The organism is Leptospira kemamanensis, assembly GCF_004769665.1.
Taxonomy (GTDB): Bacteria; Spirochaetota; Leptospiria; order Leptospirales; family Leptospiraceae; genus Leptospira_A; species Leptospira_A kemamanensis.
Genome location: NZ_RQGG01000003.1, coordinates 24,607 through 51,306 on the forward strand (window position 1 = coordinate 24,607; position 26,700 = coordinate 51,306).

The 26,700-nt window shown below is 38.5% G+C and carries 23 protein-coding genes; 12 read left to right on the top strand and 11 right to left on the bottom strand.

Going from position 1 to position 26,700, the window contains the following annotated elements:
- Nucleotides 1-2 precede the first annotated feature (2 nt).
- Genes EHQ59_RS00195 through EHQ59_RS00210 form a run of 4 tightly spaced genes read right to left on the bottom strand, consistent with a single transcriptional unit; the run spans nt 3 to nt 5,250 of the window.
- Nucleotides 3-1,049 carry a serine/threonine protein kinase gene (locus EHQ59_RS00195; RefSeq protein WP_135617169.1) on the bottom strand — a complete coding sequence of 349 codons (1,047 nt, stop codon included), beginning with the start codon at nt 1,047-1,049 and terminating at the stop codon, nt 3-5.
- A gap of 18 nt (nt 1,050-1,067) precedes the next feature.
- A complete protein-coding gene (dgcR, locus tag EHQ59_RS00200; protein WP_135617170.1) occupies nt 1,068-1,964 on the bottom strand; it encodes a diguanylate cyclase DgcR in 897 nt (298 codons plus the stop codon).
- 11 nt (nt 1,965-1,975) lie between these two features.
- The gene (locus EHQ59_RS00205; protein WP_135617171.1) at nt 1,976-3,772 is read right to left on the bottom strand and encodes a hypothetical protein; all 1,797 of its coding nucleotides are present in this window, start codon (nt 3,770-3,772) and stop codon (nt 1,976-1,978) included.
- Entirely contained in the window at nt 3,769-5,250 is a 1,482-nt protein-coding gene (locus EHQ59_RS00210) for a hypothetical protein (protein ID WP_135617172.1), read from the bottom strand. The genes EHQ59_RS00205 and EHQ59_RS00210 overlap by 4 nt, the downstream gene beginning before the upstream one ends.
- Nucleotides 5,251-5,391: 141 nt before the next feature.
- Here EHQ59_RS00210 and EHQ59_RS00215 point away from each other — a divergent pair, with 141 nt between their 5' ends.
- Genes EHQ59_RS00215 through mdoH form a run of 3 tightly spaced genes read left to right on the top strand, consistent with a single transcriptional unit; the run spans nt 5,392 to nt 9,378 of the window.
- On the top strand, nt 5,392-6,966 hold the full coding sequence (locus EHQ59_RS00215) for an OpgD/OpgG family glucan biosynthesis protein (protein WP_135617173.1): 1,575 nt from the start codon (nt 5,392-5,394) through the stop codon (nt 6,964-6,966).
- The gene (locus EHQ59_RS00220; protein WP_135617174.1) at nt 6,950-7,339 is read left to right on the top strand and encodes a hypothetical protein; all 390 of its coding nucleotides are present in this window, start codon (nt 6,950-6,952) and stop codon (nt 7,337-7,339) included. The genes EHQ59_RS00215 and EHQ59_RS00220 overlap by 17 nt, the downstream gene beginning before the upstream one ends.
- Nucleotides 7,336-9,378 (top strand): glucans biosynthesis glucosyltransferase MdoH, encoded by a 2,043-nt coding sequence (gene mdoH / locus EHQ59_RS00225; protein WP_135617175.1) that lies wholly within the window; start codon nt 7,336-7,338, stop codon nt 9,376-9,378. The genes EHQ59_RS00220 and mdoH overlap by 4 nt, the downstream gene beginning before the upstream one ends.
- On the opposite strand, the gene EHQ59_RS00230 is transcribed toward mdoH, so the two are convergent.
- Nucleotides 9,356-10,321, bottom strand: coding sequence for a YheT family hydrolase (locus EHQ59_RS00230; protein ID WP_135617176.1), 966 nt, complete (start codon nt 10,319-10,321; stop codon nt 9,356-9,358). The genes mdoH and EHQ59_RS00230 overlap by 23 nt on opposite strands.
- A gap of 117 nt (nt 10,322-10,438) precedes the next feature.
- On the opposite strand from EHQ59_RS00230, the gene EHQ59_RS00235 reads away from it, so the two are divergent.
- Nucleotides 10,439-10,885 carry a hypothetical protein gene (locus EHQ59_RS00235; RefSeq protein ID WP_135617177.1) on the top strand — a complete coding sequence of 149 codons (447 nt, stop codon included), beginning with the start codon at nt 10,439-10,441 and terminating at the stop codon, nt 10,883-10,885.
- A 3-nt stretch (nt 10,886-10,888) separates the two neighbouring features.
- On the opposite strand, the gene EHQ59_RS00240 is transcribed toward EHQ59_RS00235, so the two are convergent.
- Entirely contained in the window at nt 10,889-11,473 is a 585-nt protein-coding gene (locus EHQ59_RS00240; RefSeq protein WP_135617178.1) for a helix-turn-helix domain-containing protein, read from the bottom strand.
- A 727-nt stretch (nt 11,474-12,200) separates the two neighbouring features.
- Between EHQ59_RS00240 and EHQ59_RS00245 the strand changes: the two genes are divergently transcribed.
- The 4 genes from EHQ59_RS00245 to EHQ59_RS00260 all read left to right on the top strand — a co-directional run bounded on the left by EHQ59_RS00245 (nt 12,201) and on the right by EHQ59_RS00260 (nt 15,204).
- The gene (locus EHQ59_RS00245; protein ID WP_135617179.1) at nt 12,201-12,932 is read left to right on the top strand and encodes a ParA family protein; all 732 of its coding nucleotides are present in this window, start codon (nt 12,201-12,203) and stop codon (nt 12,930-12,932) included.
- 28 nt (nt 12,933-12,960) lie between these two features.
- Complete coding sequence (locus EHQ59_RS00250; protein WP_135617180.1) at nt 12,961-13,839, top strand: ParB/RepB/Spo0J family partition protein; 879 nt, start codon at nt 12,961-12,963, stop codon at nt 13,837-13,839.
- A 586-nt stretch (nt 13,840-14,425) separates the two neighbouring features.
- Nucleotides 14,426-15,019 carry a helix-turn-helix domain-containing protein gene (locus EHQ59_RS00255; RefSeq protein WP_167481356.1) on the top strand — a complete coding sequence of 198 codons (594 nt, stop codon included), beginning with the start codon at nt 14,426-14,428 and terminating at the stop codon, nt 15,017-15,019.
- Nucleotides 15,016-15,204: a hypothetical protein gene (locus EHQ59_RS00260; protein WP_135617182.1), complete on the top strand. Its 189-nt coding sequence runs from the start codon at nt 15,016-15,018 to the stop codon at nt 15,202-15,204. Before EHQ59_RS00255 ends, EHQ59_RS00260 begins: the two co-directional genes overlap by 4 nt.
- A 24-nt stretch (nt 15,205-15,228) precedes the next feature.
- On the opposite strand, the gene EHQ59_RS00265 is transcribed toward EHQ59_RS00260, so the two are convergent.
- The gene (locus tag EHQ59_RS00265) at nt 15,229-15,786 is read right to left on the bottom strand and encodes a TetR/AcrR family transcriptional regulator (RefSeq protein WP_244245298.1); all 558 of its coding nucleotides are present in this window, start codon (nt 15,784-15,786) and stop codon (nt 15,229-15,231) included.
- A 122-nt stretch (nt 15,787-15,908) separates the two neighbouring features.
- On the opposite strand from EHQ59_RS00265, the gene EHQ59_RS00270 reads away from it, so the two are divergent.
- Nucleotides 15,909-16,382, top strand: a complete 474-nt coding sequence (locus EHQ59_RS00270; RefSeq protein ID WP_135617184.1) for a PaaI family thioesterase — start codon at nt 15,909-15,911, stop codon at nt 16,380-16,382.
- 8 nt (nt 16,383-16,390) lie between these two features.
- On the opposite strand, the gene EHQ59_RS00275 is transcribed toward EHQ59_RS00270, so the two are convergent.
- The gene (locus EHQ59_RS00275) at nt 16,391-16,999 is read right to left on the bottom strand and encodes a TetR/AcrR family transcriptional regulator (protein ID WP_135617185.1); all 609 of its coding nucleotides are present in this window, start codon (nt 16,997-16,999) and stop codon (nt 16,391-16,393) included.
- Nucleotides 17,000-17,107: 108 nt separating this feature from the next.
- Here EHQ59_RS00275 and ppnP point away from each other — a divergent pair, with 108 nt between their 5' ends.
- Nucleotides 17,108-17,419 (top strand): pyrimidine/purine nucleoside phosphorylase, encoded by a 312-nt coding sequence (gene ppnP, locus EHQ59_RS00280; RefSeq protein WP_135617186.1) that lies wholly within the window; start codon nt 17,108-17,110, stop codon nt 17,417-17,419.
- Here ppnP and EHQ59_RS00285 read toward each other — a convergent pair.
- The gene (locus EHQ59_RS00285) at nt 17,410-17,589 is read right to left on the bottom strand and encodes a YegP family protein (protein ID WP_135617187.1); all 180 of its coding nucleotides are present in this window, start codon (nt 17,587-17,589) and stop codon (nt 17,410-17,412) included. The genes ppnP and EHQ59_RS00285 overlap by 10 nt on opposite strands.
- A 133-nt stretch (nt 17,590-17,722) precedes the next feature.
- Here EHQ59_RS00285 and EHQ59_RS00290 point away from each other — a divergent pair, with 133 nt between their 5' ends.
- Both EHQ59_RS00290 and EHQ59_RS00295 read left to right on the top strand, forming a co-directional pair.
- Entirely contained in the window at nt 17,723-19,600 is a 1,878-nt protein-coding gene (locus EHQ59_RS00290) for a 7TM diverse intracellular signaling domain-containing protein (protein ID WP_135617188.1), read from the top strand.
- 89 nt (nt 19,601-19,689) lie between these two features.
- Entirely contained in the window at nt 19,690-21,219 is a 1,530-nt protein-coding gene (locus EHQ59_RS00295) for an MASE3 domain-containing protein (protein WP_135617189.1), read from the top strand.
- Between the two features lie 66 nt (nt 21,220-21,285).
- On the opposite strand, the gene recD is transcribed toward EHQ59_RS00295, so the two are convergent.
- Both recD and EHQ59_RS00305 read right to left on the bottom strand, forming a co-directional pair.
- Entirely contained in the window at nt 21,286-23,088 is a 1,803-nt protein-coding gene (recD, locus tag EHQ59_RS00300) for an exodeoxyribonuclease V subunit alpha (RefSeq protein ID WP_135617190.1), read from the bottom strand.
- Entirely contained in the window at nt 23,085-26,699 is a 3,615-nt protein-coding gene (locus EHQ59_RS00305) for a UvrD-helicase domain-containing protein (protein WP_135617191.1), read from the bottom strand. The genes recD and EHQ59_RS00305 overlap by 4 nt, the downstream gene beginning before the upstream one ends.
- Nucleotide 26,700 lies beyond the last annotated feature (1 nt).

Genomic DNA, 26,700 nt, shown 5'->3' on the forward strand with positions numbered 1-26,700 from the left:
TCTTAATTATCCCAATCCCAAAAAAAATCTTTATTGGTCATTTCTGGTTCTGTGTTTTCTTTCGGTGCATTGGGAGAAGAGATGGCATCATCTAAATCACGATTGGCATTCTCTAAATCTAATGTTTCTTTTAACCAATATTCTTCCGTTCCGAAATGAGGAAAAAGTGATGGGAACGATGGGTCTTCCCAACGTTTTCCAATCCATGCTGCATAATGGATGAATCGAATGATTCGTAATGGTTCAATCAATTTGAGCCAATTTTCATCAAAGTCTGCAAACATACAGTAACCGGCAAAAAAATCAAAGAACTCATGTTTGCGATCTGCTTCCCCAAAAGGAAGTAACATCCAAAAATCTTGTACGATGGGTCCATGTAGAAAATCATCAAAATCTAATATGCTAAATCCATCGGGAGAGATTAACAAATTTCCTTTGTGACAATCCCCGTGAATCCTTTGAAAAGGGATTTGGTATTCTTTTGTGAGCGATTCAAAGATGGCAAACGCACTTCGTGCATTCTTTTCGTATCGGTCTGCCAAAGCTGAATTGGTGATGAATTTTTTGTCTAAGATATACTGTAATGAAGAAAGTCCATAACTGGGTATGTCAAGTGTTGGTCTACTTTTGATCTGACTTCGTTTCCCAACAGCATGGATCCTTCCGAGTAAAGCTCCCACTCGTTCCAAATCATTCGATTGGATTTCTTCGACAATCCTACCGTTCCGCAAAGGCCAAATGGCGAAGTAAATCCCTTCCCATTCAAAAAGTGTTTTCCCTTCGATTGCAATCGGTGCAAGAACAGGGATTTCTTCTGCTGCTAACTCATTTAAAAAAGCATGTTCTTCGAGGATTTGCTTTTGGTTCCATTTCCCTGGTCGATAGAATTTAACAACGATCCTTCCTGCTTTTGCCGTTTCGATATCGTAAACGCGATTCTCAACACTGTTTAAAATAAAATACCTTCCGGTGGTTTCATAACCAAGGGATTCGATCGCATTTAAGATGGAGTCTGGAGTTAATTGGTAAAAAGAATGATGGATGTTCAAGTGGATAATCTGATAGGATTAGCTAACGATTTTGTTGCGTCCAGAAGACTTTGCTTCGTATAGATTTTTATCAGCGATTTTCAATAATTCTTGGTTCGATTGAAACTCAGTTAATTCTCCACCAGCAACTCCACCACTAAAGGTAAAATGAAAAATTTGGTCCGTATCAGACTTCATCTCAATTTTGGAAACATTCTCTCTCACGCGATCTAAAATCCTTGTCGCATCGGTAATGCCTGTTTCAGGAAAGAGGATGACAAACTCTTCTCCACCAAAACGAGATATGATATCTGATTTTCTAAAACTTGTTTTGAGTTCATGGGCCAATTGTTTGATCACTTGGTCTCCAACCTCATGCCCATAGGTATCATTGATACTCTTAAATTTATCGAGATCGATCATTGCCAATGATAATTGGCTATTATGCCTTTTGCAGCGTTGGAATTCTTGTTCGATTCGTTCTTCCATATAACGTCTATTATATAGATTAGTCATCACATCCCGAATCGCAGTTTCTCTCAATTGGTCATGTAATGCTTTGATTCGTAGGGCACTAAAAATTCTTGCGAGTAGTTCGATTTCTTTGGCAGGTTTCGTGATATAATCTGTTGCCCCTGCTTCTATTGCTATTTTAAAATATTCGGGTTCCGTATGGCCTGTTACCATAATGATGGGAAGCCAACCAACGGGAGAAGTTGAGAGGATATCAGAAATTAATTCAATCCCGTTGCCATCAGGTAATTCCCAATCGAGTAAAACAACATCGATTGGCTCACTGAGAATTTTTTCCCGTGCCACAGAAATGGATTCCGCTTCAATCGCGTTATAACCATTTTTGGAAACCCACCGACTGAGGAGTTTCCGTTGCAATTCAGAATCCTCAATGATTAAGATATTTCTGAGTCCTCTTGGCATGCGCCTATCGTTTACTTTTTCTTTTTTTTACCTAGTATTTTTTCTACTTCACCAGGTTCCATAGGAACTTTTACAACTGTCCCACCTTCTTTACGGATTTGGTCTAAGTCAACGACAGCTCCCGACAATAACCTTGCTGCTTTTTTAGAATTATCCTTCACACCATAGACAACCCATTTGCCTCCTTCGAGGGATAACACTAAATACGTACAATCTGCGGCTGCCAAAATCGTATGTGCTGAGATTTGTGCCATGAACTCATAACTGAGTACGATGCCCGTTCCGATGGCGACTCCTGAGGGAACACCGACAGCTTTTGTTACTTGGTAAACTCCATAGGTCACTCCCGTGCCAAGGGATGCTGCCGATCCAACCACACCCACTGTGGCTGACGTAGCCTTGGTCGAAGCATAGGTTACCACCTCAGTGGTGCCAGAAGCCCCGGCAACTGCTCCTCCTGCGACTGTACCCGTCACAGCAAGTCCCCCCCCAAGGACGGCTTGCGATGTTGTGACACCTACATAACTCATAGGTGCAAGGATGTACTTTCCAGATGACTCTGTGACAAAGGCAGCAGACTTCACTGAATAAGCAGATGATTTTCTAGACATAGCAGAAGTGATTTTTGCGCCCTGATCTAACGACTGGACAGACTCATGTACCACAACTTCCGTACTATTGATGATGGATCCTAATACTAACTCCAAACTGGGTGCTGTCAAATACACCACACCTTTCCCAGTGAGAGCGATGGTTTCCACTAAACCATACATCGTAGTCCCTGCCGCATTGGCGCCTAACGCAACTGGATAAATGAGTCCATTCCAAGTTACATAACCTACTGATAATAAAGCTACTTTCCCAATTGGTTTGATAATGCTATCATACAAAATTGCCTTCGCAGTCCTTGAGAAAGATTTCAACAAAGCCGTTGGTATCCCTTCATCTTTGTCGGCGATTGCTTCTATTTCTCCTTTGGCTCTTCCTAACTCTTCTTTCGAATCCTTTCCATATTGAAAAATGGTTTCTTTCCAACTTCCAAAAATCGATTCGGAAACAGAAGATCGAATGTCATTGATTTCTGAATTGCGACTGAAGTATCCACCTTTGCGAAAGTCTTCGTAAGATTCATTCCAGGATGTTTTGAGTGCATCATCTAAATCAATATAACCGTAAACAGTGGATTCAAAATCTTTTTGGAAATTCTCTTGGTACTTTTGGAATCTTTTTTTAGCAGAGGGGGATGTATCCTTTGGCATCTCTTTGTTCAGTTGCATCTCCGCCCATTCATCCCATTCTTTTCGGATCTCAACTGATTTTGTTATGACTGCTTGGTGACTTTGTTTCCCTCGATCAAATGAAGATCCAATGAGACCATAGGACTCCGCAACAGAAGCATACATAATGAAGAGTCCAGGTTTCGTTGCGTTTTCACTTAAGTACTTCCGAACCTCTTCCCCCTTGTCATTGATATTGCCAGCGGCTTTCCAACTCATCTTCGTTCCGTCTTTTACGATCAAAACAGATTCGGAAGCACGTATCATTGATTTGGAAAATTGTTCGGCAGCAAAATCATACCGACTCCCAAGAACTGTAATCGATGCTTCTTCCATGGGAGGGATAAACTTGATGCTAGTTCCTTTCACAGGCAATGCCCCTTGGTAGTACAAAGAACTATGCCCTTCGATCACCAGTTTTTTAGTATTCTTTAATGGATCTTCTGCTTTCTTATCAGAGCTTGCACAATAAGAAATGGAAAAACATAAAATGAGTCCAATGATTGGTTTCTTAACTTGTTTGAATTTCATTTCGATTGCGCCTCTAATTTTTTGGAACGTTTCAATTGCTCTGACATCTCGGCATCTAAAACTTTTTTGATCACTTTAGGATCATCTGTTAATACTTTCACACGACCTTGTTTTTTTGCTTCTTCTAAGTTGATGACGGTTCCCGTAGGGATATCATCATAACCGGCAAAATTTCCTTTCACAACTGCGATGACAACCCTTGGTCCATCATAGGTAATGAAAATGGGTCCATCCACTGCTGTCAGTAAAATCTGTGGTGGTAAGGCAGTGAGTGCCGTGTAACCTAACACGATACCAGAACTCATTGTATACATTCCCGCTTCTGCAACACCCGTTGTGAGATCATAGGTAAGCCCCGTTGCATACGCTGCCGATTCAATTCCTACCCCACCTGTCGTTCCAATGGCACCACCAGCTGTAGTTGCTGCCACTGAGGTCACCTGATTGAAGAGAGCGACGGATGTTCCTGTTGTGTAAGTAGGAACTGTTGCTGATGCCGATAGAATCCCAATCGAACTAAAGAGTCCTGCTTCTAAAGTGGGAGAGAAGACACGGTATCCAGATTTAGTTCCATAGTATAATACCAAACCGGTTGAAACGAGTGCATTCGAAGAAAAATTCATTCCTTGCGAAAGAGGAACATAAACTCCATTCACAAGCAAAACTTCACCAGTATTCGCCGTTGTTTTGGCAACAGGTGAAATCACAACTTCCTTAAGCGCAACAGTATACCCTTGGAAGATATCCACAAGAGCAAGGAGTGCATTGTCTCTCTCCCCTGATTCTTCATAATTGCGAGTGAACTCATCAGAAGCTTTTTTAAAGGAATTACTCCAAGAATTCATAACATCCTTGGAATTAGTCTTCAGAGTTGATGTAAATAGTTGATTCAGTTGGCTTGATTTTTGATCACGTGCATCCGCATACCGACTTAGTTCTTTATCCAATACATCGATATCAGATTTGACTCTTGGAACCAAATAAACGTAACCTAAAACAAAACGATCTCCCGCTTCACTGAAACTGGATTTGGATAGTTTCCACTCTTCCTTCGAAAGTTCGACACCTGCATCATAAATATCTTCTGTTCGTTTCGTACCATCCGAATAACCTTCTTTAGTCCAATTTTTTACGGCATTCATCGTACTACCGAGTTTTCCTGGGAAATCTTCACTTCGTTTTTTTAACTTAACGAGTACCATCGCTTTGGCAACGTTCGCACTCATCAAGTTTTCTTTCGATAGGTCAATTGCCTTTTTGCCGGAAGGGATCACAGCCCATCCATGTTCATATAGATTTTTCCTAGAACCAAGTGAATTGGCAGTTAATGGTGCAATTTTTTTAAAGGATTGTGGTTTATCAGAGGAAACAACAGATTCACCAAAAACTTTCTCTGATTTTTGTTTACTTAAACAACTAACAAAATTTACGACAAAAACCAAGATCACAATACAATACAATTTCAATTGGAACTTCATAAGTTGGGTAAAGATAGAGAAGGAAATGAATCATGCAACTGAAAAAATATTTTCCCATTGCTTAATCCATGTTTAGTGAAACAAAATACTACATATAAGAATTTGAATGACCTTTTGAGATCATTTCAAAGACTTAAATATATGAAGAAATTAAACATATATTTTGCCTTCATTGCCATTTTATTATGTGTCTTCGTTATCTTTAAGAAACATGATCTAACGATTCACGGTCTCATCTCTCTCTTAGCGATCTCCCCCAATTCTGAAGTTTTTGATTTCAACGCTGCAGATGAAATTGCAAAACAAAAACTAAAATCAAAATTTGTTCCGACCCCTGTGTATAAAATTCCAGGACTTGATGGAATCAGTTTTGAAGATTACAGGCAAATTGAATACAAACCAGATGTTGCCATCTGGAAAAATTTAGCACTCCCCTACCAATTGCATTTTTTCCACCCAGGACATATTTATAGCAATGGGATTAAAATTTATGAAGTGATCGAAGGAAAACCAATTGAGATTCCTTATGATTCTTCTCGGTTTCAATTTGGAAACCTCCCCCTCACAGACGATTTTTTTGAGTTAAGTAAAAAACTCCAATACACGGGTTTTCGTGTTCATTATCCCATCAATCAAAAGGAAGCCTTGGAAGAGTTTTTAGTCTTCCAAGGTTCTTCTTATTTTCGTGCTTTATCTAAAGGGCAAGTATATGGTCTTTCTGGAAGAGGACTTGCGATTAACACAGGCCCCGACGGAAAGGAAGAATTCCCTATCTTTGAAAGTTTCTATATCAAACGACCCGAAAAAAAAGATACCTCCATTTTGATTTATGCCATCATGAACAGTGAATCTGTTGTGGGTGCGTATGAATTTTTTGTGACTCCTGGCGAGATCACAACCATTGATGTTCGAGCCAAAATTTACTTACGAAAAAAAATCAAACGTCTGGGAATTGCACCCATAACTTCTATGTTTCTCTATGGCGAAGCCAATAACCCAATCCTTGGGAATATCCACCCAGAAATCCATGACTCGGATGGACTTCTCACCTACCTTGGTGAAGACGACTGGGAATGGAGGCCTCTCATCAATCCCAAAAAAACCAAACTGACAAATATAGAACTCAACCATCCAAAAGGGTTTGGACTCATCCAACGAGACCGAAAATTCAAAAGTTACCAGGATGAAAAATTGTTATACCATCGAAGACCAAGTCTTTGGGTAGAGCCTAAGGGGGATTGGGGCAAAGGTGACTTATATCTTTTGGAATTTACAACCAATCTGGATTCAGATGACAACGTGACTATTTTTTGGGAACCAAACATACCTCCAAAATTGAATGAAGGTTACGAATACCAATATAGACTAAGTTATACGGAGAAATCACCAGAATCACACCGTTTGGGAAAAACCTCTTCTTATTACAAGGGAATTGATCCTTTATTTCCAAAAGAAAAGATGTTAACACTTTATTTTACTGGGGATGAGCTAAAAGCATTAGATCCAAAAACAGAGCTGGGAGCCATCATCAAAAATGACATGATCCCACCGGATCAAATTCGTTATCAAATCGAAAAGATTCGTGAACTTGACCAATGGAGATTACAAATTTGGCATTCGTCGCCAATTGAAGTTTCTAATTGGAAAGTTTATTTAGAAAAAGAGAATCAAAAAATCACAGAAACATGGATCTACAGAGATGGCATTTCCAAATAAAACTTTGTATCAAACTGAGTTCAGTGAACGCATGCGAACTTTCCTTTTGTTATCGGGAATCCAAAGCGAATATGAGATTTCAAATACTCTTTCCCATTTTTTCCAAAACACAAACCTATCTTACGGGTGGGAGATGGATTGGTCTCTTTGGATGGATTATGTAAAGGCAAAGAAAATCAGTAATGAATCCCCACTACCCTTTCCCGACAGAGCCTGGCAATTTGGTTCCATGGTTCCCAAAGATTCCGAATGGAAAACGGATCCTATTAAATCAAAAGAATCGATTATCAGTTCGTTTAAACCCATCTTCATTTTAGTTTCCATTTTCATTTGGAGTGCACTCTATTACCTCATCATCTTTAGGTTATTATGATCCAATTACATCGTATTCTTTTTTTCAGCGTATTCATTATACCCATCATCATTGGGCTCACTACCTTTGCCCAAATCATCTCCTTTGGTGGAGTTGAGTTAACCGAATACTACCAATTCATTACCTTACTCTTCCTTTTGCCCATGTTATCCTATGGAGCAACCACTTCCCTTTTTGGATTTTTGATCTCCCTTTTGAAACAGGGTGATCCCTTACTCAAAGCAAAAAAAATCCCAGAAAAGGAATTGGATTTTCCAAGTATCGATCGTGTGCCAGTTGCCCTAGTCATGCCTGTGTATGAAGAAGACGAAGTTTCGATTTTTTCTAGAATCAAAGTCATCTATGAATCACTTGAGAAATACCATTCCCTTCCCAAATTAGATTTTTTTATCTTAAGTGACACAAGAACTCCTGAAAAATGGATCAAAGAAGAAGCTGCCTATCTTGCGTTATGTGAATCCACCGGGAATTACAAAAAATTCCATTACAGAAGAAGGAAAAGTAACCTAAACGGAAAGAGTGGAAACATCGCTGATTTTTGTCGTCGTTGGGGCAACCGATATGAGCACATGATCATATTAGATGCCGATAGTTTGATGAGTGGAGAGATCATAGTACAACTCATCGCGATGATGTTACAAAACCCGAAGGCAGGGATCATCCAAACCAATTCCAAATTATTCCGTGCCACCACTCTCTTCCAAAAATTAACTGAATTTTCTTCTTATCTCTTTAGTTCTTATTTCCTAAAAGGTGCTAGTTTTTGGCAGATCAATGCCAACAGTTATTGGGGGCATAATGCCATCTTACGCATCAAACCTTTTATGGAATACTGTGCCCTCCCCCATCTTCCCGAATATGGCGGACTTGGTGGAAAAATCTTAAGTCATGATACAGTAGAAGCAAGCCTCATGCGAAAAGCTGGATATGAAGTCTTATGTGCTTATGAACTCGAAGGAAGTTACGAAGAGAATCCACCAAATATCATCGATGTTTTGAAACGAGACCAAAGATGGTGCCAAGGGAATTTACAACATTTTTGGTTTTTATTTGGAAAGAAGATTCCTTTTATCAATCGCATTCACATCTTAAATGGAATTTTGTCTTACCTCAATTCACCGATTTGGCTCTGTTATATCCTACTTAGTTTATGGAATTATATCGAAGAGAGTAAGTTTCTCAACTACTCCATGCTTCCAGAAGAGTTCGAATACTTCAAAGCGCAGATTTATGACCCCTTGTATTTAAAACTATTGTATCTTTCCTTAATCCTACTCTTTTTACCTAGGGTACTCAGTTACTTATGTTTACCTTTGAAACAAATCTTCCTAAAGTTTCCAGCCTTCTTGTTAGAGACTTTATTTTCCATCCTCATCGCACCTATCTATATGATCTACCATAGCATATTTGTGGTGTCCATTTTCCTAAACAAAAAGATATCTTGGGGACCTCAGAATCGGGATGCGGAATCCAGTTACACTTTCTCCTATGTGGCTTCCTCCTTTTTTGGAATCACCATCCTTGGACTTGTTTCTGCTTATATCAGTTACTCTTATTCCCTCATGCTTTTTTTCTTAACAATGCCCATTTGGATTGGTTGGACTCTCTCCATCCCTCTCGTGATGTTCACAAGTCGTGAACAAAAATCGTTACAATCGTTTTTTGATTTATCTTATTGGAAACCCAATCGTGAGCTCAGCAATCATTTGAGAGAAGAACTCACTCGGAATGACGAGAAACGAATGGAAGGAAAAGAGATTTTTTATGCACTTGTGCATCCCATTTTCCACAAGAAACACAAACAATTACAAGGGAACAAATCCTATCGGTCAAAAGTTTCTGACTCAATCGCAAGTGATTTCGACGTTTTACTCACAGAGGGACCAGAACGATTGGATCGAAAAAAGATACAAAACATCCTTTCCAATCGCGAATTGTTAGATTTATTTTTTCAAAAATTTTGGACCTCAGAAAAATCCAAATGGGGACAGTATTGGAAAAACATTTGGGAAGAGATTAACCCATCTTCTTTTCCATAAGTCTCCAATAATACGAAGATCGTTTCCAGTCTTCAATAAATCCGCAGTGTCCCCCTTTTGCTTCAATGATCACATCAATGTAAGCAGAAGTTGGAATCTCAGTGAACTCTTGCCAAGGGATCACTGGATCATCCATGGATGTCAAAATCGTTGTTGGAACTTTGATTGTTTTGAAGAAGAGCTCAGACAAAGTATAAGATAAAAAATATTCATCTACCGAACGAAACTGAGAAAATTCCTTCACCATTTTTTCTGTTAAATCCATCACCGATTGGTATTTGTCCAAATCATGAAAGGAATACAGATGAGGGAATAGTTGGCCTTTCTTCTCTAAGGATGTTTTCCACGATTTTAAAAAATATTTCCGTAAGAATGGATGATCATCCATTTTGATTGTAGCTCGTTTTGGATCAAGTGCTGGACTAAAGGCAAAACAATGTTTGAGCCCTGGGATTTTTTCATCCCCTTTCTTTGTGCTATGCCTACTTGCCATTCGTAATACAAAATTACCACCCAGTGAAAATCCCGCCAAATATATAGGAAGTTTGGACTTCCCAGATTTAGCGAGTTCGAGTACCGCATCATAAGTTTCTTCCAGTAAACTTCCATTAAAGATCCCTTCATTTAAATGGTGGGTGTCTCCGTGATCTCTCAAATTCAATCGGCAAACTGAATAATCTTTTGCCAAAAAATGTTTGGTGGTTCTGATGATGTAGCTGGAATGAATACTCCCTTCCCAACCATGCACCAATATGACGAGACCCTTGGGACTTGGCACGTCATGGACTCTTGCAAGGAGTGTGACTCCTTTTTTTGTTTTGACCGATCTCCACTCTCCTTTTAGATTTTTCCCATAGGATTTGTCTGCCTTTGACTTAAAAGAAGCCATAAAGGACTGCACCATGGGGCCAGAAAAAAGCGGGATTGGTTTGAATAAACTCATCTTGGTTAGTTCCTAATCTAAAACGAAACTGTTATTTTTCAATAAATTAACAAAACCATCTTATCAGGAACGACTCTTTCCATTGACAAAGCCTTCCTCACTCGCTACAATTCCTTCATGAGATACCTAACCATCCCACTTCTCGTTTTTCTCTTCACTTGCCAAACCTATACTCCTTGGAAATCCGAATGGAAACTAAAAGACGGTTCCGAAGTATTTTATGCAGCAGTCTCTGCAAAAGCGAGTGTCCAAGCGATCGAATCTGGTAGTTTAGCAATGCGAAGAACCACTTGCGTAAACGCAACGAACCTTCTTTCTACTTCTCCTAAACTAACAAGCATTTTGTTAGAAAACGAATCCGTTGAGCTCTCCGAGACAGAAATCAAAGACTTGGGGCGCCTGATTGCCGCTCACAAAATCAAACCCAAACAAGATTCTTGCCAATCGGAAGAAGGTGGTTTCATCCTCTCGAGCCCAGCATGGGAAAATTGCCAATGTATGTATCTCATTGAATACCCAGGTGGTAGAGCCCAACTTCGCCAAGACATCACACAAGTAAAATAAACACTAAGATTTCGGGGTGGCAAGCCAGCGTTCCCAATAACGTTGTTGTAACCCCGTAAGTTCCTCCGGCCCACTAAGTTTCACTAGCGACAACCTCGTGGACTCAGACATGGTCTCGGCCATCCATCTAAGAAACTCTTTCCACTTTTCTTCCCTCGAAGGTTCTCGTTTCGAATGTATTTGATTTTGTTTTTGTATTGTATGATAAGAAGTCGCATACCCAACCAATTCTGCCTTGGATGGACTTCCTACACTCTCTCCTATCCCTTTCGCACTCTGATTCGATGTTTCGAGTCTTGGAACATCATCCGACCCTTTCTTTTCTTGTATTACAGGTTTTAAAAATCGTTTTCTACCATCAAAGCGGGTCTGCACAAGAAGACCTTTCGCTTTCAACTGCGAGACCAAACGCGAAATTGTATCTTGTTTTAAACGTAAAATCTTTGCAAAATATTCATTGGATGCATAACAGCCATCCTTTGCATCCAAGGATACAATTTCTGCATACAAACGAATCTGATTCGGATTTAAATCCAAATCATACATCCATTGTGCTACCCAAACTCCTGTCCTTTCTTTCCCTTTCATCCTTCCTCTCTTTTCCAACAGAGACCTTCGGTGCCCAAAAAACAGTTTGTTCTTTGGATCTTTTCGTTACAAAGCAGAGATAGCTATCGCAACGGTTTTTTATTTGGAAGTTTTTTAAAAACGTCCATGTTTGGAATTCATAGGAATCCCAGGTGATGTATGTTGCGGTATATTGTGGAAGACCGCACAAGAGCGAGAAGACACCTCCCCTACTCTCTTCCTTCTATTCATCAGAACGGATTTTTTTGTCAAGCCTAATGTGACATAATATCTATATGCAAAATCTGGCAATTCACTCAGATTACCGATTGGTTTTTGTGTGCGAGATGGATTTGAAATAGGGGAGGGAAGAGAAGTCTTTCTGGACTGCTTCCACACAATCCAGAAAGTTTACATCACCCAGTGAAAGGGTTGAGATAATCCTAAAACTGATCCAAAATAGTACAAGAATTTTTCTATCCTTATCTTAGTTTTTTCTCTTTCTTTGGGCGCATCGAATCCACCCACCCCATCACTTACATTTCAAAATCGACCAGGCTCTTCGCTCCAATCTTTCGCATTCGCGAAAGGATTTCCGCTGCGATCCTTTGCGCGAGGATCCACCGTATACCCAAGATTCCAAATTGATGATACAATCTCAAGGTACGCCGGCGTACTTTTCAAAAATTATATGTGAAAATTTAATTTTCATTGCATCCGCAAGTAGGAACAAAAAAATAAATCTGCAATGAAAATCATTACGGTTGCCAATATCAAAGGTGGAACTTCCAAATCCACCACTGCAATTCACCTCGCACTCGCTCTTTCCAAAAAAGGTTCGACTCTTGCCATTGACATGGACCCACAAGCGGACCTTTCCGACTTCTTTTTCCCAGAAGAACCAGTTGAATTTTTTGATTCAGGGAACACATTATCCGTTTTAAATGCAGAAACCACTCTCGCCGAATCCATCAAAAAATCAAACAATGTAGATGTACTGCCTTCCATCATAGAACTCTCCGATTTGAGTTACCTTGCCTCCAAAGATTTCTCCATCATCCCAAGACTAAAAAACATTCTTTCAAAAACTAAATATGACTACGTTGTCATAGACACACCTGGATCTGGTTCCTCAGAAAATATCACCTCTTATTTACCAGCTTCCGTAATCCTAGTACCAGTAACTCCATCCAAGTGGGCTGTGCGCACTGTTGCCCAAGTCTTAAAAAAGGTGGGTGAAGCGGAAAGATTCGATGAACAAAGCAAAAAAAAGTCAGTGATGATCCTACCCTCTCAATGGGGGACATCTCAAAAACAAATGGACCTTTTGGATAAATTAAAAAATATCAAATCTCTAAAAATTCTAGAACCGATCCCAAAAAACGACAGTATTCGGGACCGAACAGAGACTGGCAAACCTCTTCAAGAAGGAAGTGCTCCTTGGAAGGCTTTCGAACATTTAGCGGAGATCCTGAAATAAGGTACGCCGGCGTACCTAAGACAATATTATGAAACACAAAACAAATTTTAACCCAGCAGATATTCTATCTAAAGCTTCCAACAGAACATCTTCACTAAACCCTTTTTTAAGTTCTGAAAACTCAATCCAACACCAAACCATTGAAATCCCAATGGATCAAATCATCACAGAAAACAATCCGAGAAAAACGTTTAATGATGTTAGTATTCGAGAACTTGCAGACTCCATTTCCCAATACGGGTTATTACAACCAATTGTGGTCAGAAAAAAAGCAGGTAAATATGAACTCATCAATGGGGAACGAAGATACCGCGCTCACAAACTACTAAAATCCAAAACCATTCCTGCGGTAGTCAAAAACGTAGAACAAATCGACATCACAAAATTACCAGAAATCAAACTGGTTGAAAATCTCCAAAGAGAAGATCTATCAGAATCAGACCTTGCCCTATCCCTCCAAGAGTTAAAAAATAGACACAAAGAAACCAACGAACAATTAGCAAAAAGAATTCATAAATCTGCTCAATGGGTAAAAACCAAAATTGCCCATGCAGAGATTTTAAAGGAAACAAGTCTTAACTCCAATGTAGATAAATCTCATCCGATTTACCAAATACCAACGAGCCTATTCACTGAAATTGCACCTCTCGATGTATCGAATCGCAAAAAAGCCATTGATTACCTCATCAAAGGTCTCGAGAAAAAAGGTGACTTCCCTTCCCGAAATGACCTACGTGAATACGTAAGACCTTTAAAACCAAACAAACAATCCAAAACAAAACCGAAACTCAAACAACTAGAGCTAAAAGATTTAAAATCAAAACTCGCAAAGATCAAAGAAAAGATTTCTGTTTTGCAAAATGAAAAGGCAATCTTAGAAGAAACGATTCGTAAGTATAAGAAGTAAAGATGGTTCAAAAAATGGATTCAGAAAGGTAACTTTTTTTAAGCTTTTCTTAGAAAAAAACTTGTACTGTTTTCCAACATAAGTTATCTTGTACTCAATCCTTAACTGGGTTGAACAAAAAACCCTGGGAAGTGTGGTAGCAACCCAGGGACTTTTCAAACAAAACAAATCTCCCTCTCAAACCTTTTTCAACTTCTCCCATCCAAACTCCTCTAAAACTCACTAGCTTACTCAGATCCATTTCACCCCCCCAAGGTTCTAATGAGACTCAGGTCGAATTATGTCTCATTTTTTCCATTGACAAAATGCAGAGATCTGTACATGTAGGGAACGTTCGGGGCACACAACCGAACACGGCTCTACCACTTATGCCGTTTTAGTTCAACCCGGAATTTTACCAAAAGTTCCGATGGACGTTCGTAAGAACTTCCAAAACGTTTCTTCTTTCTATGACCGAAGGTTTGTTTTCTTCAATGCAAAACTTCAAATCAAGAGAGTAGGGGACAATACATCTTATCGATGTATCGGCTAAAAATCACCAAACACTCGTAGCCGGAGTAGTGTGGGTTTGGAAAAGGAACCTAAAATGAAAACGAACCGAAAAGGAATATGGATCCCCGTTTGGATAGAAAACCTAAACTTATCCCATAGCCAAACAAAACTGTTTGCCGAAATCGTCTCCTTGCATGACAACGGTGGTTGTTTCGCATCGAATCGTTACTTCAGTGAAATCCTTGGGCTAAAAGCTGATACCATTTCGAGACTCATCACATCTCTGAAAAAACTAGGAATCCTAGAACAAACTGGTTTTGATGGAAGAAGGCGATTTTTAAAACCAATCCTTCAATTCCAACCGCAAGCCCCGGAAAAAAATCCAAGTCTTACACCAGATACAAAGGGCAATAAAATCCAAACCAACACCGCAAAAGATTCCAAACCAGCATTGGATTTTGCTTACGTCCCTAGTAGTACAGTACAATTAAAGAAGAAAGTACATACAAAAACTTCGTTTGAAGAATTTAAAATTTGGAGCGAAAAAACTTTATCTCATTCTACCTTTTCCAAAATTTCACACTTAACCTCTCCGGATTCTATGGAAGAAAGTTTAAGGCGGATTTGGAATCAGTGGATGGAAAAAACAAAACCTAAATCAAATCAGTTTCAGGTAGGAATGATATGAAACTCTATCGGCATAAAAAGACAGGGAACCTATACTTACAACTCGACGAAGTGAAAAATTGCACCAATGCCAATGATGGACAAAAAATGTTCTTCTATACGGAATATGGAAAGGAAAACCCAATGAAGTTTGTGAGAGAAATCTCTGAATTTTTAGAGAAATTTGAAGAAGTGAAACTCGCTTAAATTGGTTCTTTGTTCTATCAAAGTTCAAGTTGCATAACGAAGCATCGTTTCTGCTAACTCGATTTGACTTTGGTTCAAACGTTTGCCTTCGGAAAGTGGGAAATTAGTTTCTAAACTCAAATTACTAAATCCGTGTACGAGTGACCATGACATGAGTGCAAAACTTCGATGGTTTTCTTTTCTCTTTTTGGTCTTCAGGTAAAAGCGACAACCATGCACGAGAACTGCATACGATTTCAATTTGGATTGTTTCAATTGTTTGGATTCTTTTTCACGTTTTGTTTGGAACATCAGTTTATAGTAATTGGGATTTTTCAGAGCAAATTGGATGTATACGAGTCCTAGTTTCACAAAATATTCGTCGGGATTCTTTTTGTCTTTTGCGACTTTTTTCTGTAAGGAAGCCAATCGATCAAATCCAATCGCGGACAAAATCTCTAATACTTCATCCTTATGTTGGAAATGCCTGTAAACTGCTGCATGAGAAACTCCAGATAAATTGGCAACCTCCCTGAGGGAAAAATCGGCCATCCCTTTTTTTTGAAGGAGTTTATGGCAGGATTTAATAATGGAATTTTTCAAATCTCCATGATGGTAGGCATTTTTTCTCACAAAGATATTCTGGAAAATAAGTTACCATTGGCAACATTTTTTCTTGCTTTCCTGTCCAGGAATGTTACTGCTGGTAACATAAGAGGGGATTTATGCAAACACTAAGCACAGAGGAAACCCAGGCCATATTAAAAGAAATGACCGAAAATTTTAATCATGGTGGTAGAAAAATTACAGTTCCACCTCCCATTTTTGTAGCCATGAATGCCGAAATCATTTCCTACACAAAAGGGAAAAGTATTACTGTCTCGTTTCCAGTTACAGAAGACCAAACTAATCCAATGGGAATGATGCAAGGCGGAGTGATTGCGGCAGCATTTGATAATGCATTTGGGCCTCTCAGTTACTTGGTAGCAAAACGCCCAACAACGACAATCGATATGAATATTCAATACATCCGAGGTGTAGCTGTTGGCCAAAAGGTAATCGTAAAAGCTACGATCGAAGCAAAAGGATTTTCAACGATTCATATGGTAGGGGAGATGCGAACAGAAAAGGATAAATTGTTAGCAACTGCGACTACCAATTTGTTAATCTTAAAAATTCCAGGTGGGGTAGGGGAGTAGGCGTTCTCTTATTTAGAATCGTAACGTTCGAGAAGCATTTCAATGATTGTGGGAGTACATGTCGTAGTATCGTTGAAATGTTGGCTCATAATGAGGCCATGTAAAAATGTTTTGATGAAAATCATTTCTTTATCAGGATCTTTGATCCCATAGGTTTTGAAACGCTCTCGCATTGCTTCTTTGAAAGGAGCAAACCGCCTTTCCACATTTTCGATCATTTTTTTGGAAAGGGAAACAGCACTTGGCTGAAATAAACAAACGGATATCAAAACCATCGTTTTTCTTTCTTCCTTTGCAAATTGGATGGATCTGATGAAAAACTCCCTGACATACTCTTTCACTGCTAAGTTAGGTGGGATATTGTTATAAAATCTCTCCTGTTTTGCTAGGTGGGAATCGATGATTTGTTCGAAGATTTGATTTTTACTCTTAAAATAATTATAAGCTAACCCTTTCGAAATTTTCGCATGGTTTGCGATCATTTCCATTGTGGTTTGGGCAAATCCGTGTTTTGAGAAAAGAACAATCGCAGCGGCCAAAATTCTCTCCGTGGATGTCTCCCTAGCTAGTTGCTTTTTGTTATCGGATTTATTGGGAATCTTCTGTGGCACTGTCATCACCGTTCCTGTTAATCTGAATTTCGCAAACACTTTTTGGACTGAATTCCATGACAAAAGCAATAGAAATCACTTGGAAGCCTACCAAGCGCGCGAAATCTGGTCAGTATGAGTTCATTTACATCCGTAACAGTACTAAAATCTGCAAATATTTACTTCGATGGAAAGGTCACAAGCCGAACAGTTTTATTCCCTAATGGAGAGAAAAAAACTCTCGGGATCATGTTGCCTGGTGAGTATGAATTTGGTGCGGATCAGAAAGAGATTATGGAAATTCAATCTGGTAAACTAGCTGTGTTGTTACCAGGATCCGAGACATGGCTTCAAATTAACGGTCAAGCGACCTTTGAAGTCCCTGCTGGATCCAAGTTCAAATTGAAAATTGAAACAGTAACAGATTATTGCTGTTCTTACGTTTGATCGTCGATTGATGCATCTGCGGCATTCGTTTTAACAGACTTGATGCCGTTCTCACATGCTTGTTTCGATGAGTAACCTTCACTGGATGCAATGATTTCACCATTTCCTGCTTTGAGTCGGAATCGGAATTCTCCTGCTTTGTCTTTGTATATTTCAAACTTTGCTGACATGTACGTATCTCCTTGGAAAAGTAATGGTATCCGATCATTAAAAATTCTGGCAATGAAGTTTTATTACTTTTTTTTCCATCATTTAGAGTTCATTTTTTTCATCCAATGAAATAGGGAAGGATAAGGCCATCAAATGATCCGAAAGATTCTGAAATTCAATCTATGGCTACTATTTGCTTTTCTTTCTGTCACTAGTTGTACATCCAAATTACCTGAAAGACCAATCATTCAATATAGTTTTCAAAATTTAACCTTAGAGCAGGTGCTAAGTGAAGAAGTGGAGTGGTCAAAACCGGAGGAATTGAAATATAACTTTGGTTATTGGAAACGATTTGTTTGGGTAAAATTCGAACTAGTCAATCATTCTGAAGCTCCTTTTCAGTACATTCTGGATATCGAATCACCTTGGGTGGATGAAGTTTTATTAGCATGGAAGTCTCATGACCTGGTGGAAACGAAAATATATCGGGGAGCTGATTCTCATGCACTCAAAGAAATTCCGCATCGAAACCCTGTCTTTTCCTTGGATTTATCGCCTAAAGAAAAAAGGATCGTTTACTTAAAAATAGCAAATGTTGGGATCCTATCAGCACCTCTTAGGATATGGACACATTCTTCATTCTTTGATCGAGTGGAAAGGGATTACTTTGCGAATGGAATTTATTTCGGAATCATTTCTGCCTTATTGCTCTATAATCTTCTGATTTTTGTAAGCGTAAGAGAGAAGGCCTATCTCTTCTATTGTCTCTATCTAACAACTCTATTGATCAACTATACTTTGCTTGGTGGTTTTTTTAAACAATTGTTGATCCCGGAATCGTTTCTGAATGTTAAACCATACTTGTATACTTCCGTAAATGCTTCTCTTCTGTTTGTTGGTCTCTTTTCTTTATCCTTCCTCAATTTAAAAAGCTTAAATCCTAATTTGGATCGATTGATTTTGGGAAGTGCTGTGGCAATCGGAGTGTATTCTGTTTTTTCTTTTCTCATTCCTTATCATTGGATGGAAATTTCCTTTATCTATACATTCCCTTATTTCATTCTATTGTTAGTGTCTGCAGGGATTTACTCCTATTGGAAGGGAGTTAAGTCTTCCTTATTTTTTGTTTCGGCTTGGGTGACATTGTTTGTAGGAGTCATAGTGGATTCCTTAACAAAGGCTTCCATCCTTCCAACCACAACGTTCGGTAGATATGGTGTTCAAATTGGGACAGCATTTGAAGTGATTTTGTTTTCATTGGCTCTTGGAAGAAGACTACGATTTTTATTAGAGGAAAATTTAGCATCCCAAAACCAGTTATCTGCCATTCGAAAAGATTTGGAAGTTGCTCGCCGGATCCAAATGAGAATTTTGCCCGCGGAAGCACCAAAGTCGGAGCATGTATCAGCTATTGTTTCTTACCTACCTCTCTATGATATCGGAGGTGATTTCTATGATTACTTTGATTCCAATAAAAATGAATTGGGAATTGTGATCGCAGATGTGACTGGGCATGGAGTGAGCGCTGCCCTAGATTCTTCGACAGTAAAGATTGCCTTTCGGAACGCAAAAAGCTTTATGCATTTACCAAAAGAATTGATGGGAGAGATGAATCGGTTTTTGTGTACGAGTCTCAATGCGCGGTTTGTGAGCGCTGCATATTTTTATTTCGATTTTGAGGCGATGAAACTAATGTTTACTTCCGCTGGCAATCCCCCTTTGATTTTCATTCGAGATGGAGAAGTACAGTCAGCCGAATGCCCTGGACTTCTCTTAGGTGTAAGACCTGATTTTTCTTATGAACAAAAAGAAGTTTTACTCAAGAAAGGGGATCGGTTTTTGATTTTTACAGATGGTTTGTATGAAAATTTGAAACCTAACGAAGATTTGTATTCCATCTTATATCCTGAAATTAGGTCCATAGTCGGATTGGCACAAAATGATTTTCACCAAAAGTTGTTAGAACGCTTGTCATCTATTAGAACAATTCTAAAGGATGACATTACTTTTATATCACTTGATCTTGTGTGATTTACTAGCATTGCCGTTTTCTTTTTTTGAAGCCTATTTTTTAAATCTTGAATTTTAGCTAATGATATAAAAGCTTACTCAACTAAAACATGCGTATTTATAACTCTTTCGTTGATTGGAAACAAATCCAGTTTTATGGGATGATACTTCTCTTTTGTATTGTCCCTATAGCATGTATTTTGCTTTTACCTGATGTATTTTACAAAGAATATCCCGTTGAGTCTTTTGTTGTATTTCATAATATCGCAGAAATCTTTAGCATCATTGTTTCACTTTCCATTTTTGGGTTGGGTTATTCTTCCTACTCCCGGAGCCGCAATACACAAACGTATTTTTTAAGTATTGGGTTTTTGGTGATTGGGCTTATCGATTTTATGCATACAATGGGATATAAAGGTATGCCTGATTTTGTGACTCCCAACTCAGGTAATAAATCCACTCAGTTTTGGCTCATATCCAGGATGATTACGGCTCTTGTTTTTATCGTGGCAATCTATGTGAAACCTAACAGACGGTATAGTGCCTTTAGAGCGAACCTCTATATCGTTATATCGTTGTTTCTCGTTGGAATCGTTTACCAATTGGTGATTTTTAATTCGCATCTCATTCCAGATACGTACATCCATGGTGTTGGCCTTTCTCAATTCAAGAAGAATGCAGAGTTAGTAATCATGTGTATGTTGGTTGTGGCCATCGTCTTGTATTCGTTTTCAAAATCCGTACATTCTGAAAAACAAAGGAAGTATTTTTTAGCAGCATTCATCATTTGTTTTTTTAGTGAACTCGTATTTGCCGTATATACAAGTGTATTCGATGTCTTCAATGTTTTGGGTCATATTTTCAAAGTAGTTGCCTTCCAATTCATTTATAAGGCAGTTTTTGTGTCTGCGATTAACGAACCCTATGAAAAGCTGATTCATTCGAATGTGCGGCTTTCCAAGGAGATACAAGAAAACGAAGAGAATGCAAAAGTAATTCAGAAGTCATTAAAAGAAAAAGAGAATTTGATCGGAGAGATCTTCCATCGAACAAAAAACTCAATAGAGCTTGTTAGGTCACTATTGATGATTCAGTCATCTGATTTTCCGGATGATCAAAACATACGCAAAATCGTAGAGAATACTTCTCTAAAAATCCAAACCATGTCACTTGTGCATGATCATTTGTATCAAAATAAAGACCTAAGTGAAATCCAGGTATCCGATTATCTTTTATCCCTGACTCAAATGGTGAAAACCATGTTTCCAAACATAGGAAAGGGAGTCGATATCCAACTCGAAGCAAATCAAGGCGTACTTTTGTTGGATACTGCCGTTCCGTTAGGTTTGATTTTTACCGAGCTTCTTTCCAATAGTTTCAAATATGCATTCCCTGAAGAAACAAAAGGTAAAATTTCGATCAAGTTTAGAATAGATGGGGATAGGTCTTATCTTGAATACAAAGACAATGGGGTAGGGTTACCAACCTCATTTGATTTCAATGATCAGAAAAAATTGGGACTCAGTTTACTGAAGATCATCGCTGAGAAACAAATGGGAGGAACCTTGAGTATTGATGGTACTCAAGGATTTTCATTACAATTTGATTTTCCGAATAATTTATATAAAAAACGAGTTTAGTTTTTGAACTAAACTCGGTGCCTACCGTTTCGATTTAGCGTTTCTATAAACTATATCAATGGAATCTTACGAAATCTGAATTCCTGTATACCGTTTGCGGAATGATTGTAATCCAAATTCCCATGTTTGGAAATCTCCAAGTAGGATTACTCTTTCTTTGGCGCGAGTGATTGCCGTGTACAAGATCCTTCGGTTGAGAATGGATAGATTGTTTTCTGGATCTACATCCAAAGCAGTTAAGGGAGGGAGATAGAGTAAAATCGATTTGTATTCCGAACCTTGGCTTTTGTGTATGGTGAGAAAAAAGGCTGGTTCATGGTCAGGTAGTGTATCCAGTGCAAAGGAATACAAACGATCTTCAATGGAGAATACTGCTCTTAACTCAGAATGGATCGAAACCACAAGGCCAATGTCACCATTGAATAATTTTCTCATTTGGTCATTTGATTGGATGATGATAGGCATCCCTTCAAAGTAAAACGACTTAGATAACTGGCGGTATTTGAGATTCGTTTCGTTTTTCGGATTTGTGATTTGTTTTTTGGCATAACTCAAAATCTGATTTTGGATGGATTCAATTCCAAAGTAACCATTTCGTAAGATCGTGAGACATCTATACTCATTAATGATAGATTCAAACATCAATTTATTCTTTGGGTCTTTTAGTGCGTTCGGTTCCCAATTGAGGTTTGCGGTTTTATTGGCAGTGTGAAGATACCATTCTTCCCATAAAAATGGAACCATACTCTCTAAGTTCCAATCTAGGATCTCAGGATGGTTTCCCTTTGTTTGTTTTGTTTTTTTATCACCTTGGATCCAAACAAAATCCTTTCCCAAATGGAGTTCTGTTTTTGTGATGAGGTTTGGTTTTGGGAACGATTTCGTTTCATTACTCTCATCAAAGGATTGTTTGACGACTTCAGCAAACACACTGAATTCAGAATCATTCGAAAACCGATGGTTACTTTTAAGTTCTGATAAAAATTCTTTTTTGTTTTTTAACGTCGTGATGAGATCGGTTAATACCTCGCCTTGTCCAACCGAAGGAAGTTGGTTCGGATCACCCAGAAGTATTATATGAGTATCAAAATGGATTGCTGAAAAAAATAAATTCATCAATTTTAAATCAACCATCGAGGTTTCATCCATGATGATGAGATCATATGGCAATGTCCGCTTTTCTCCAAATTTGGCTTGGTTTGTTGTTGGATTGATTTTTAATAAATTGTGAATGGTTTGTCCGCGGAAACTAGAAGACTCAGAAGGATTCTCTGCAAATCTTTCTAAATTCCTTTGGATGGATTCTGTTAGGCGCTGAGCAGCTCTTCCAGTTGGTGCCACAAGTGCAATCCGTTCAACACTAGGGAGTAATTGTAAGCGGTCTATTGCCATTAAGAGAAAGGAAACAACTGTAGTTTTACCAGTCCCTGGGCCACCAGCGATCACACGGAAATTGGAAGTGATGACATCTCTGATCGTTTCCCTTTGTTCTTTTGCAAGTGTGATCTTTGATTCTGTTTCTAAATCACTCACAATTTTTGTGATTTGATCAGAAGAGATCTGTGTATTCTTTTTTTGGTTTGTTTTATGGGTTAAGAATGCATTGAGTAAGGTTTCGAATTTGATTTTTTCCGAATGACTTTTTTTGAGATACAGTCGAGATTCTTTTCCCGCTTTCTCAATCACAAACGGGAAATAGGTTTTCAGTTTGTCGATTGTGTTGTCATCTGTGATGGGAAGATACAAATCTCCGCTTTTGGATTGTATAAGTAAACTTGCAATCGTATCCTTGAGTGACGAGTCCCAATCGGGGAAAAGATTGTATAAGGAATTCACAAAGGATTGGATTTTTTCATCGATCACTTTCATGAATATACCTTTTCTAATTGGTCAGAAACACTACGGATATAGGCCATCACTTCTTTTTTGATCCCTTCAAACTGCTCGAGTGTCCATTCGGAATCGGAATGTTTTAAATCAGAGTAAATTCCTGTTTGTTTATCCCCTGACATCCCTCGTAAGAATAAATAGAAGACTCCACCAAACTTGTCTAAGGCTCCACTCGGACCAAAAAGGGACTTCAGGTATTCGAATAGAATAAACGAATACACTGACTTTTGGAAAAGATAGCCTTTGTCTCGGACAGCACTTACAACTGCTTCGACGCTATAATCATTGTTCGGTAATAGATTGGATTTATAATCGACAATATAGAATTTCTGATCCTTCACAAACACCAAATCAATGGCTCCTTTTAAATAGTGTTCGAACCCTTCTGTTAAAGAGGCACCATTTTCTTTAAGTAAGTTTTGTAAGAATAAATGGAATTTTAATTCTGCGGACTTTTCTTCTTCCTTTAACTCACTTAAGGATATGGAGTTACCCGTTGCAAGATGGATCTTAGCTGTCATTGCATTTTTCAAAAGCTGAGCAACAGTCGATTCTATTTTTGAATCCTTCCCTTCGACTTCTACTGGATACCTGGCAAAGGATTTTTGGTAAGCCCACTTCCAGGATGGACTTTGGAGGATTGTTTCCTCATCTAATTGAAAGAGTGAGAAGTCACATAATTCTAAAATGTTATGTAAAAAGTTTCCAACCTTCGCACTGGAAGGCAATTCAAAAGTCGTAATCACTTCCAGATCAGGAGTTTCTTCTAATTCCTTTTTGATTTCTTCTTGGGGGATTTGTAAGTTTTTTTCACTTGCTTGTAAACTTGTGTAACTATGTTGCAAGAGCACTCGACCAATTTTAATTTCAGAAGGGTAGAGAATAGGGGAGGTTGGTTTCTTCAAAAGGTTGTCAGTTGCAGGACGAGGATTTGTATTGTTTGATTCTGCAAATTCATTCGGATCTCGGAATATAAAACTCGAAGTAAGTGATGGATTCTGATTTCTCAAGGATTGAATTCTATTTAGTTCTTGGTAGAGGATTTGACTATAACCAGAATTGGGAAGTTTATCGGCACCACCCCAATTGAGTTTGGGAAGGTAAAGCCTTAGATTGGGCCTTGTCAGCGCAACATATAACAGACGTTTTTGTTCATTCAGGAAATGATTTTGTTCGTCATCTTTATCTGGATTTAAATCCCATAAGTCAAGAATCCATTTTCGTTTTTTGCCTTCCGGTGTTTCGATTTCGATCGGGTATTCTTTATTCTTTATATGGTTTCCCCTGTTCCCAAAATAAAATAAGAATACGACTGGCCACTCTAAACCTTTTGAAGCATGGATGGTTAAAATTTGTACCGAATCTTCTTCTGTTTCGCGATCAAATAACGGCTCTTCCTCGGGAGATTGTTTTTTTTGTTTGAGCTCGCGTAAATGGGAGAGTAACTCTTGGAGACTACAATTTGACTTCAGTTGTATTTCTAATAATTTTTGAAAGATTTGCCGGAAGTTTGTTCGTTTACGTTCCCATTCGAGTGTGCTTTTGCCTTCTAACCAAAAGAGTTTGGTTTCATCCATGACAGAACGAAAGAAACTTGCATATCGATTTTCTTTGACGAGTCTTTGCCATTTGTCGATGAGTGATTTCTCGTACGAGTCAATGGAGTGTTCATCAAACTTTTGGATTTCAAGTGGGTGGATATAAAAGATATCAGAGAAGAGAATTTTTTTATAACTTTGGGAAGAGTTGGAACTCAGTAAACATTCTAAAAGATTTTGAATTTGATCGGCTTCTCTGGATTGGTAAATCCCTCTTTGTTTGTAGATGGAACAGGGGATACCCGCTCTTGTTAGGTAAAATTCAACCAGTTCTGTTTCTTTTTGATTCCCACAAAGAATGGCGATGTCTTTTAATTTGATCTCTTGGATTTCTCGTTCGCCTTTTTTGTTATAGGGAAGAGTTGTTTCTTTCTTTTGGATGCGTTTGATTTCATTGCGGATTGTTTCCGCCCAAGTATTTCTTGCTTTGTCTACAGTAGGAAACCGTTCCTTAAAATCAAAGATATGAATCGCTGATTCATTCGGATTCACATACTTGTATTTGATGGTATCAGAATCTGGCGAAACTACTTTATGGTATAAGTAGTTCTCTTTTTTAGATCCAGGTTCTTCGATAGGGAAAAAATAGGTTGTACCAAATTCTTTTGTTTCATCATGGAAAATGGTATTGAGTCCATGGATTAATTCGTTTGTGGATCGATAATTAGTTTCGAGAGTCGCTTTCGATCCTTCAAAGTCACTAGAAGCTTCTAGATAAATTCCTATATCGGCACCACGAAATCCGTAGATGCTTTGTTTCGGGTCTCCTATACAAAAGAGCATTCTCGACTTTGTTTCTTTGTCTAAAAACAAAGTTTTAAAAATTCGGTATTGGTTTTTGTCTGTGTCTTGGAATTCATCTAGGATACAAACTTGGAATCGTTCTTGTAAGGATTGGACCAAGGTTTGGTTGGGATTTCTCACAATCACATCATATACCTTTAAGATCATTTGATCATACGTCAGGTATTCCCCTTTATCGATGATGGCTTTTGTTTTGGAAGTGAGTTCGTTTACTGTATTTTGTAAGAAGATGGCTCCTTCGTAATCCAATTGGTTAATAGGGAAAATTTCTTTTAGCGAAACAACAACAGTTTCTATTTTCCCTTGTAATTGAATGGAGGCTTGGTCTAATTTTTTGGCAATCGTACTCCCTTCCAAAAGGAAATAATCGAATCCTGTAGCCTTACCAATATCCTTTCCAAGAGAACGACCTAACTTCGCAATTCGTTTCAATTCTTTGGCTATATACTTTATATCTTCGCTAAGGATCGCATTAGCTAGCAACTCAAGTGAGGACCAATTTTCCATCCATTGCGGGATGCTCCCTTTTGCACCTTGTGCAAAGATGGATTCACCAGTTGGTCCTTTTAATTCTTCACAGATTGTGATGATGACATCCGAGACATTCCTTTTCTTTGCATTGTCTATGCATTCTTCTAAGGATACTAATCTTGGGAATACATAGTCCTTTGTATCGGCAAGGAGTTTTGAAGTGGAGCTAACAACAATGTCTTCCTGTTTCTTTAAATCGGATATGAGAATGTCGTTTGCGAGTGACTCTTTGTCTCTACCTTCCCATTGGCTCCTTTTCAGCTCGTAGAATGTCTTTCGGATCAATTCTTCATTCGATGTGAGTTTGACATTGGGATTGTTTTGGGTTTCTACTGGATATTCTGTTAACACCATATTACAGAAACCATGGATGGTGGAGATTGTGACTTGGTCTAAATCCCGGAGGTACTGGTAGTATTCTGGGTGTTTGCCATTGTCATAGAGTTCTAGGATTTTTAATTTTAACCGAGCCTTTAATTCTCCCGCCGCTTTTTCTGTAAAGGTGAGTACCAAACATTGCAGTAGTCGATTCTCTTTGACAAAATTTTCAACATCATGCGTCATAACATCACCTAACATTTGCATAATGAGATGTGTTTTGCCTGTTCCAGCAGATGCTTCGATAAAATTGGGATGGTTACGTAAAGGATGGTCCATG

What these genes read in the sequence shown, in the direction of transcription:
- dgcR (WP_135617170.1), bottom strand. Translation starts at nt 1,964, where the DNA reads ATGCCAAGAGGACTCAGAAATATCTTAATCATTGAGGATTCTGAATTG.
- EHQ59_RS00205 (WP_135617171.1), bottom strand. Translation starts at nt 3,772, where the DNA reads ATGAAATTCAAACAAGTTAAGAAACCAATCATTGGACTCATTTTATGT.
- EHQ59_RS00210 (WP_135617172.1), bottom strand. Translation starts at nt 5,250, where the DNA reads ATGAAGTTCCAATTGAAATTGTATTGTATTGTGATCTTGGTTTTTGTC.
- EHQ59_RS00215 (WP_135617173.1), top strand. Translation starts at nt 5,392, where the DNA reads ATGAAGAAATTAAACATATATTTTGCCTTCATTGCCATTTTATTATGT.
- EHQ59_RS00220 (WP_135617174.1), top strand. Translation starts at nt 6,950, where the DNA reads ATGGCATTTCCAAATAAAACTTTGTATCAAACTGAGTTCAGTGAACGC.
- mdoH (WP_135617175.1), top strand. Translation starts at nt 7,336, where the DNA reads ATGATCCAATTACATCGTATTCTTTTTTTCAGCGTATTCATTATACCC.
- EHQ59_RS00230 (WP_135617176.1), bottom strand. Translation starts at nt 10,321, where the DNA reads ATGAGTTTATTCAAACCAATCCCGCTTTTTTCTGGCCCCATGGTGCAG.
- EHQ59_RS00235 (WP_135617177.1), top strand. Translation starts at nt 10,439, where the DNA reads ATGAGATACCTAACCATCCCACTTCTCGTTTTTCTCTTCACTTGCCAA.
- EHQ59_RS00240 (WP_135617178.1), bottom strand. Translation starts at nt 11,473, where the DNA reads ATGAAAGGGAAAGAAAGGACAGGAGTTTGGGTAGCACAATGGATGTAT.
- EHQ59_RS00245 (WP_135617179.1), top strand. Translation starts at nt 12,201, where the DNA reads ATGAAAATCATTACGGTTGCCAATATCAAAGGTGGAACTTCCAAATCC.
- EHQ59_RS00250 (WP_135617180.1), top strand. Translation starts at nt 12,961, where the DNA reads ATGAAACACAAAACAAATTTTAACCCAGCAGATATTCTATCTAAAGCT.
- EHQ59_RS00255 (WP_167481356.1), top strand. Translation starts at nt 14,426, where the DNA reads ATGAAAACGAACCGAAAAGGAATATGGATCCCCGTTTGGATAGAAAAC.
- EHQ59_RS00260 (WP_135617182.1), top strand. Translation starts at nt 15,016, where the DNA reads ATGAAACTCTATCGGCATAAAAAGACAGGGAACCTATACTTACAACTC.
- EHQ59_RS00270 (WP_135617184.1), top strand. Translation starts at nt 15,909, where the DNA reads ATGCAAACACTAAGCACAGAGGAAACCCAGGCCATATTAAAAGAAATG.
- EHQ59_RS00275 (WP_135617185.1), bottom strand. Translation starts at nt 16,999, where the DNA reads ATGACAGTGCCACAGAAGATTCCCAATAAATCCGATAACAAAAAGCAA.
- ppnP (WP_135617186.1), top strand. Translation starts at nt 17,108, where the DNA reads ATGAGTTCATTTACATCCGTAACAGTACTAAAATCTGCAAATATTTAC.
- EHQ59_RS00285 (WP_135617187.1), bottom strand. Translation starts at nt 17,589, where the DNA reads ATGTCAGCAAAGTTTGAAATATACAAAGACAAAGCAGGAGAATTCCGA.
- EHQ59_RS00290 (WP_135617188.1), top strand. Translation starts at nt 17,723, where the DNA reads ATGATCCGAAAGATTCTGAAATTCAATCTATGGCTACTATTTGCTTTT.
- EHQ59_RS00295 (WP_135617189.1), top strand. Translation starts at nt 19,690, where the DNA reads ATGCGTATTTATAACTCTTTCGTTGATTGGAAACAAATCCAGTTTTAT.
- recD (WP_135617190.1), bottom strand. Translation starts at nt 23,088, where the DNA reads ATGAAAGTGATCGATGAAAAAATCCAATCCTTTGTGAATTCCTTATAC.
- EHQ59_RS00305 (WP_135617191.1), bottom strand. Translation starts at nt 26,699, where the DNA reads ATGGACCATCCTTTACGTAACCATCCCAATTTTATCGAAGCATCTGCT.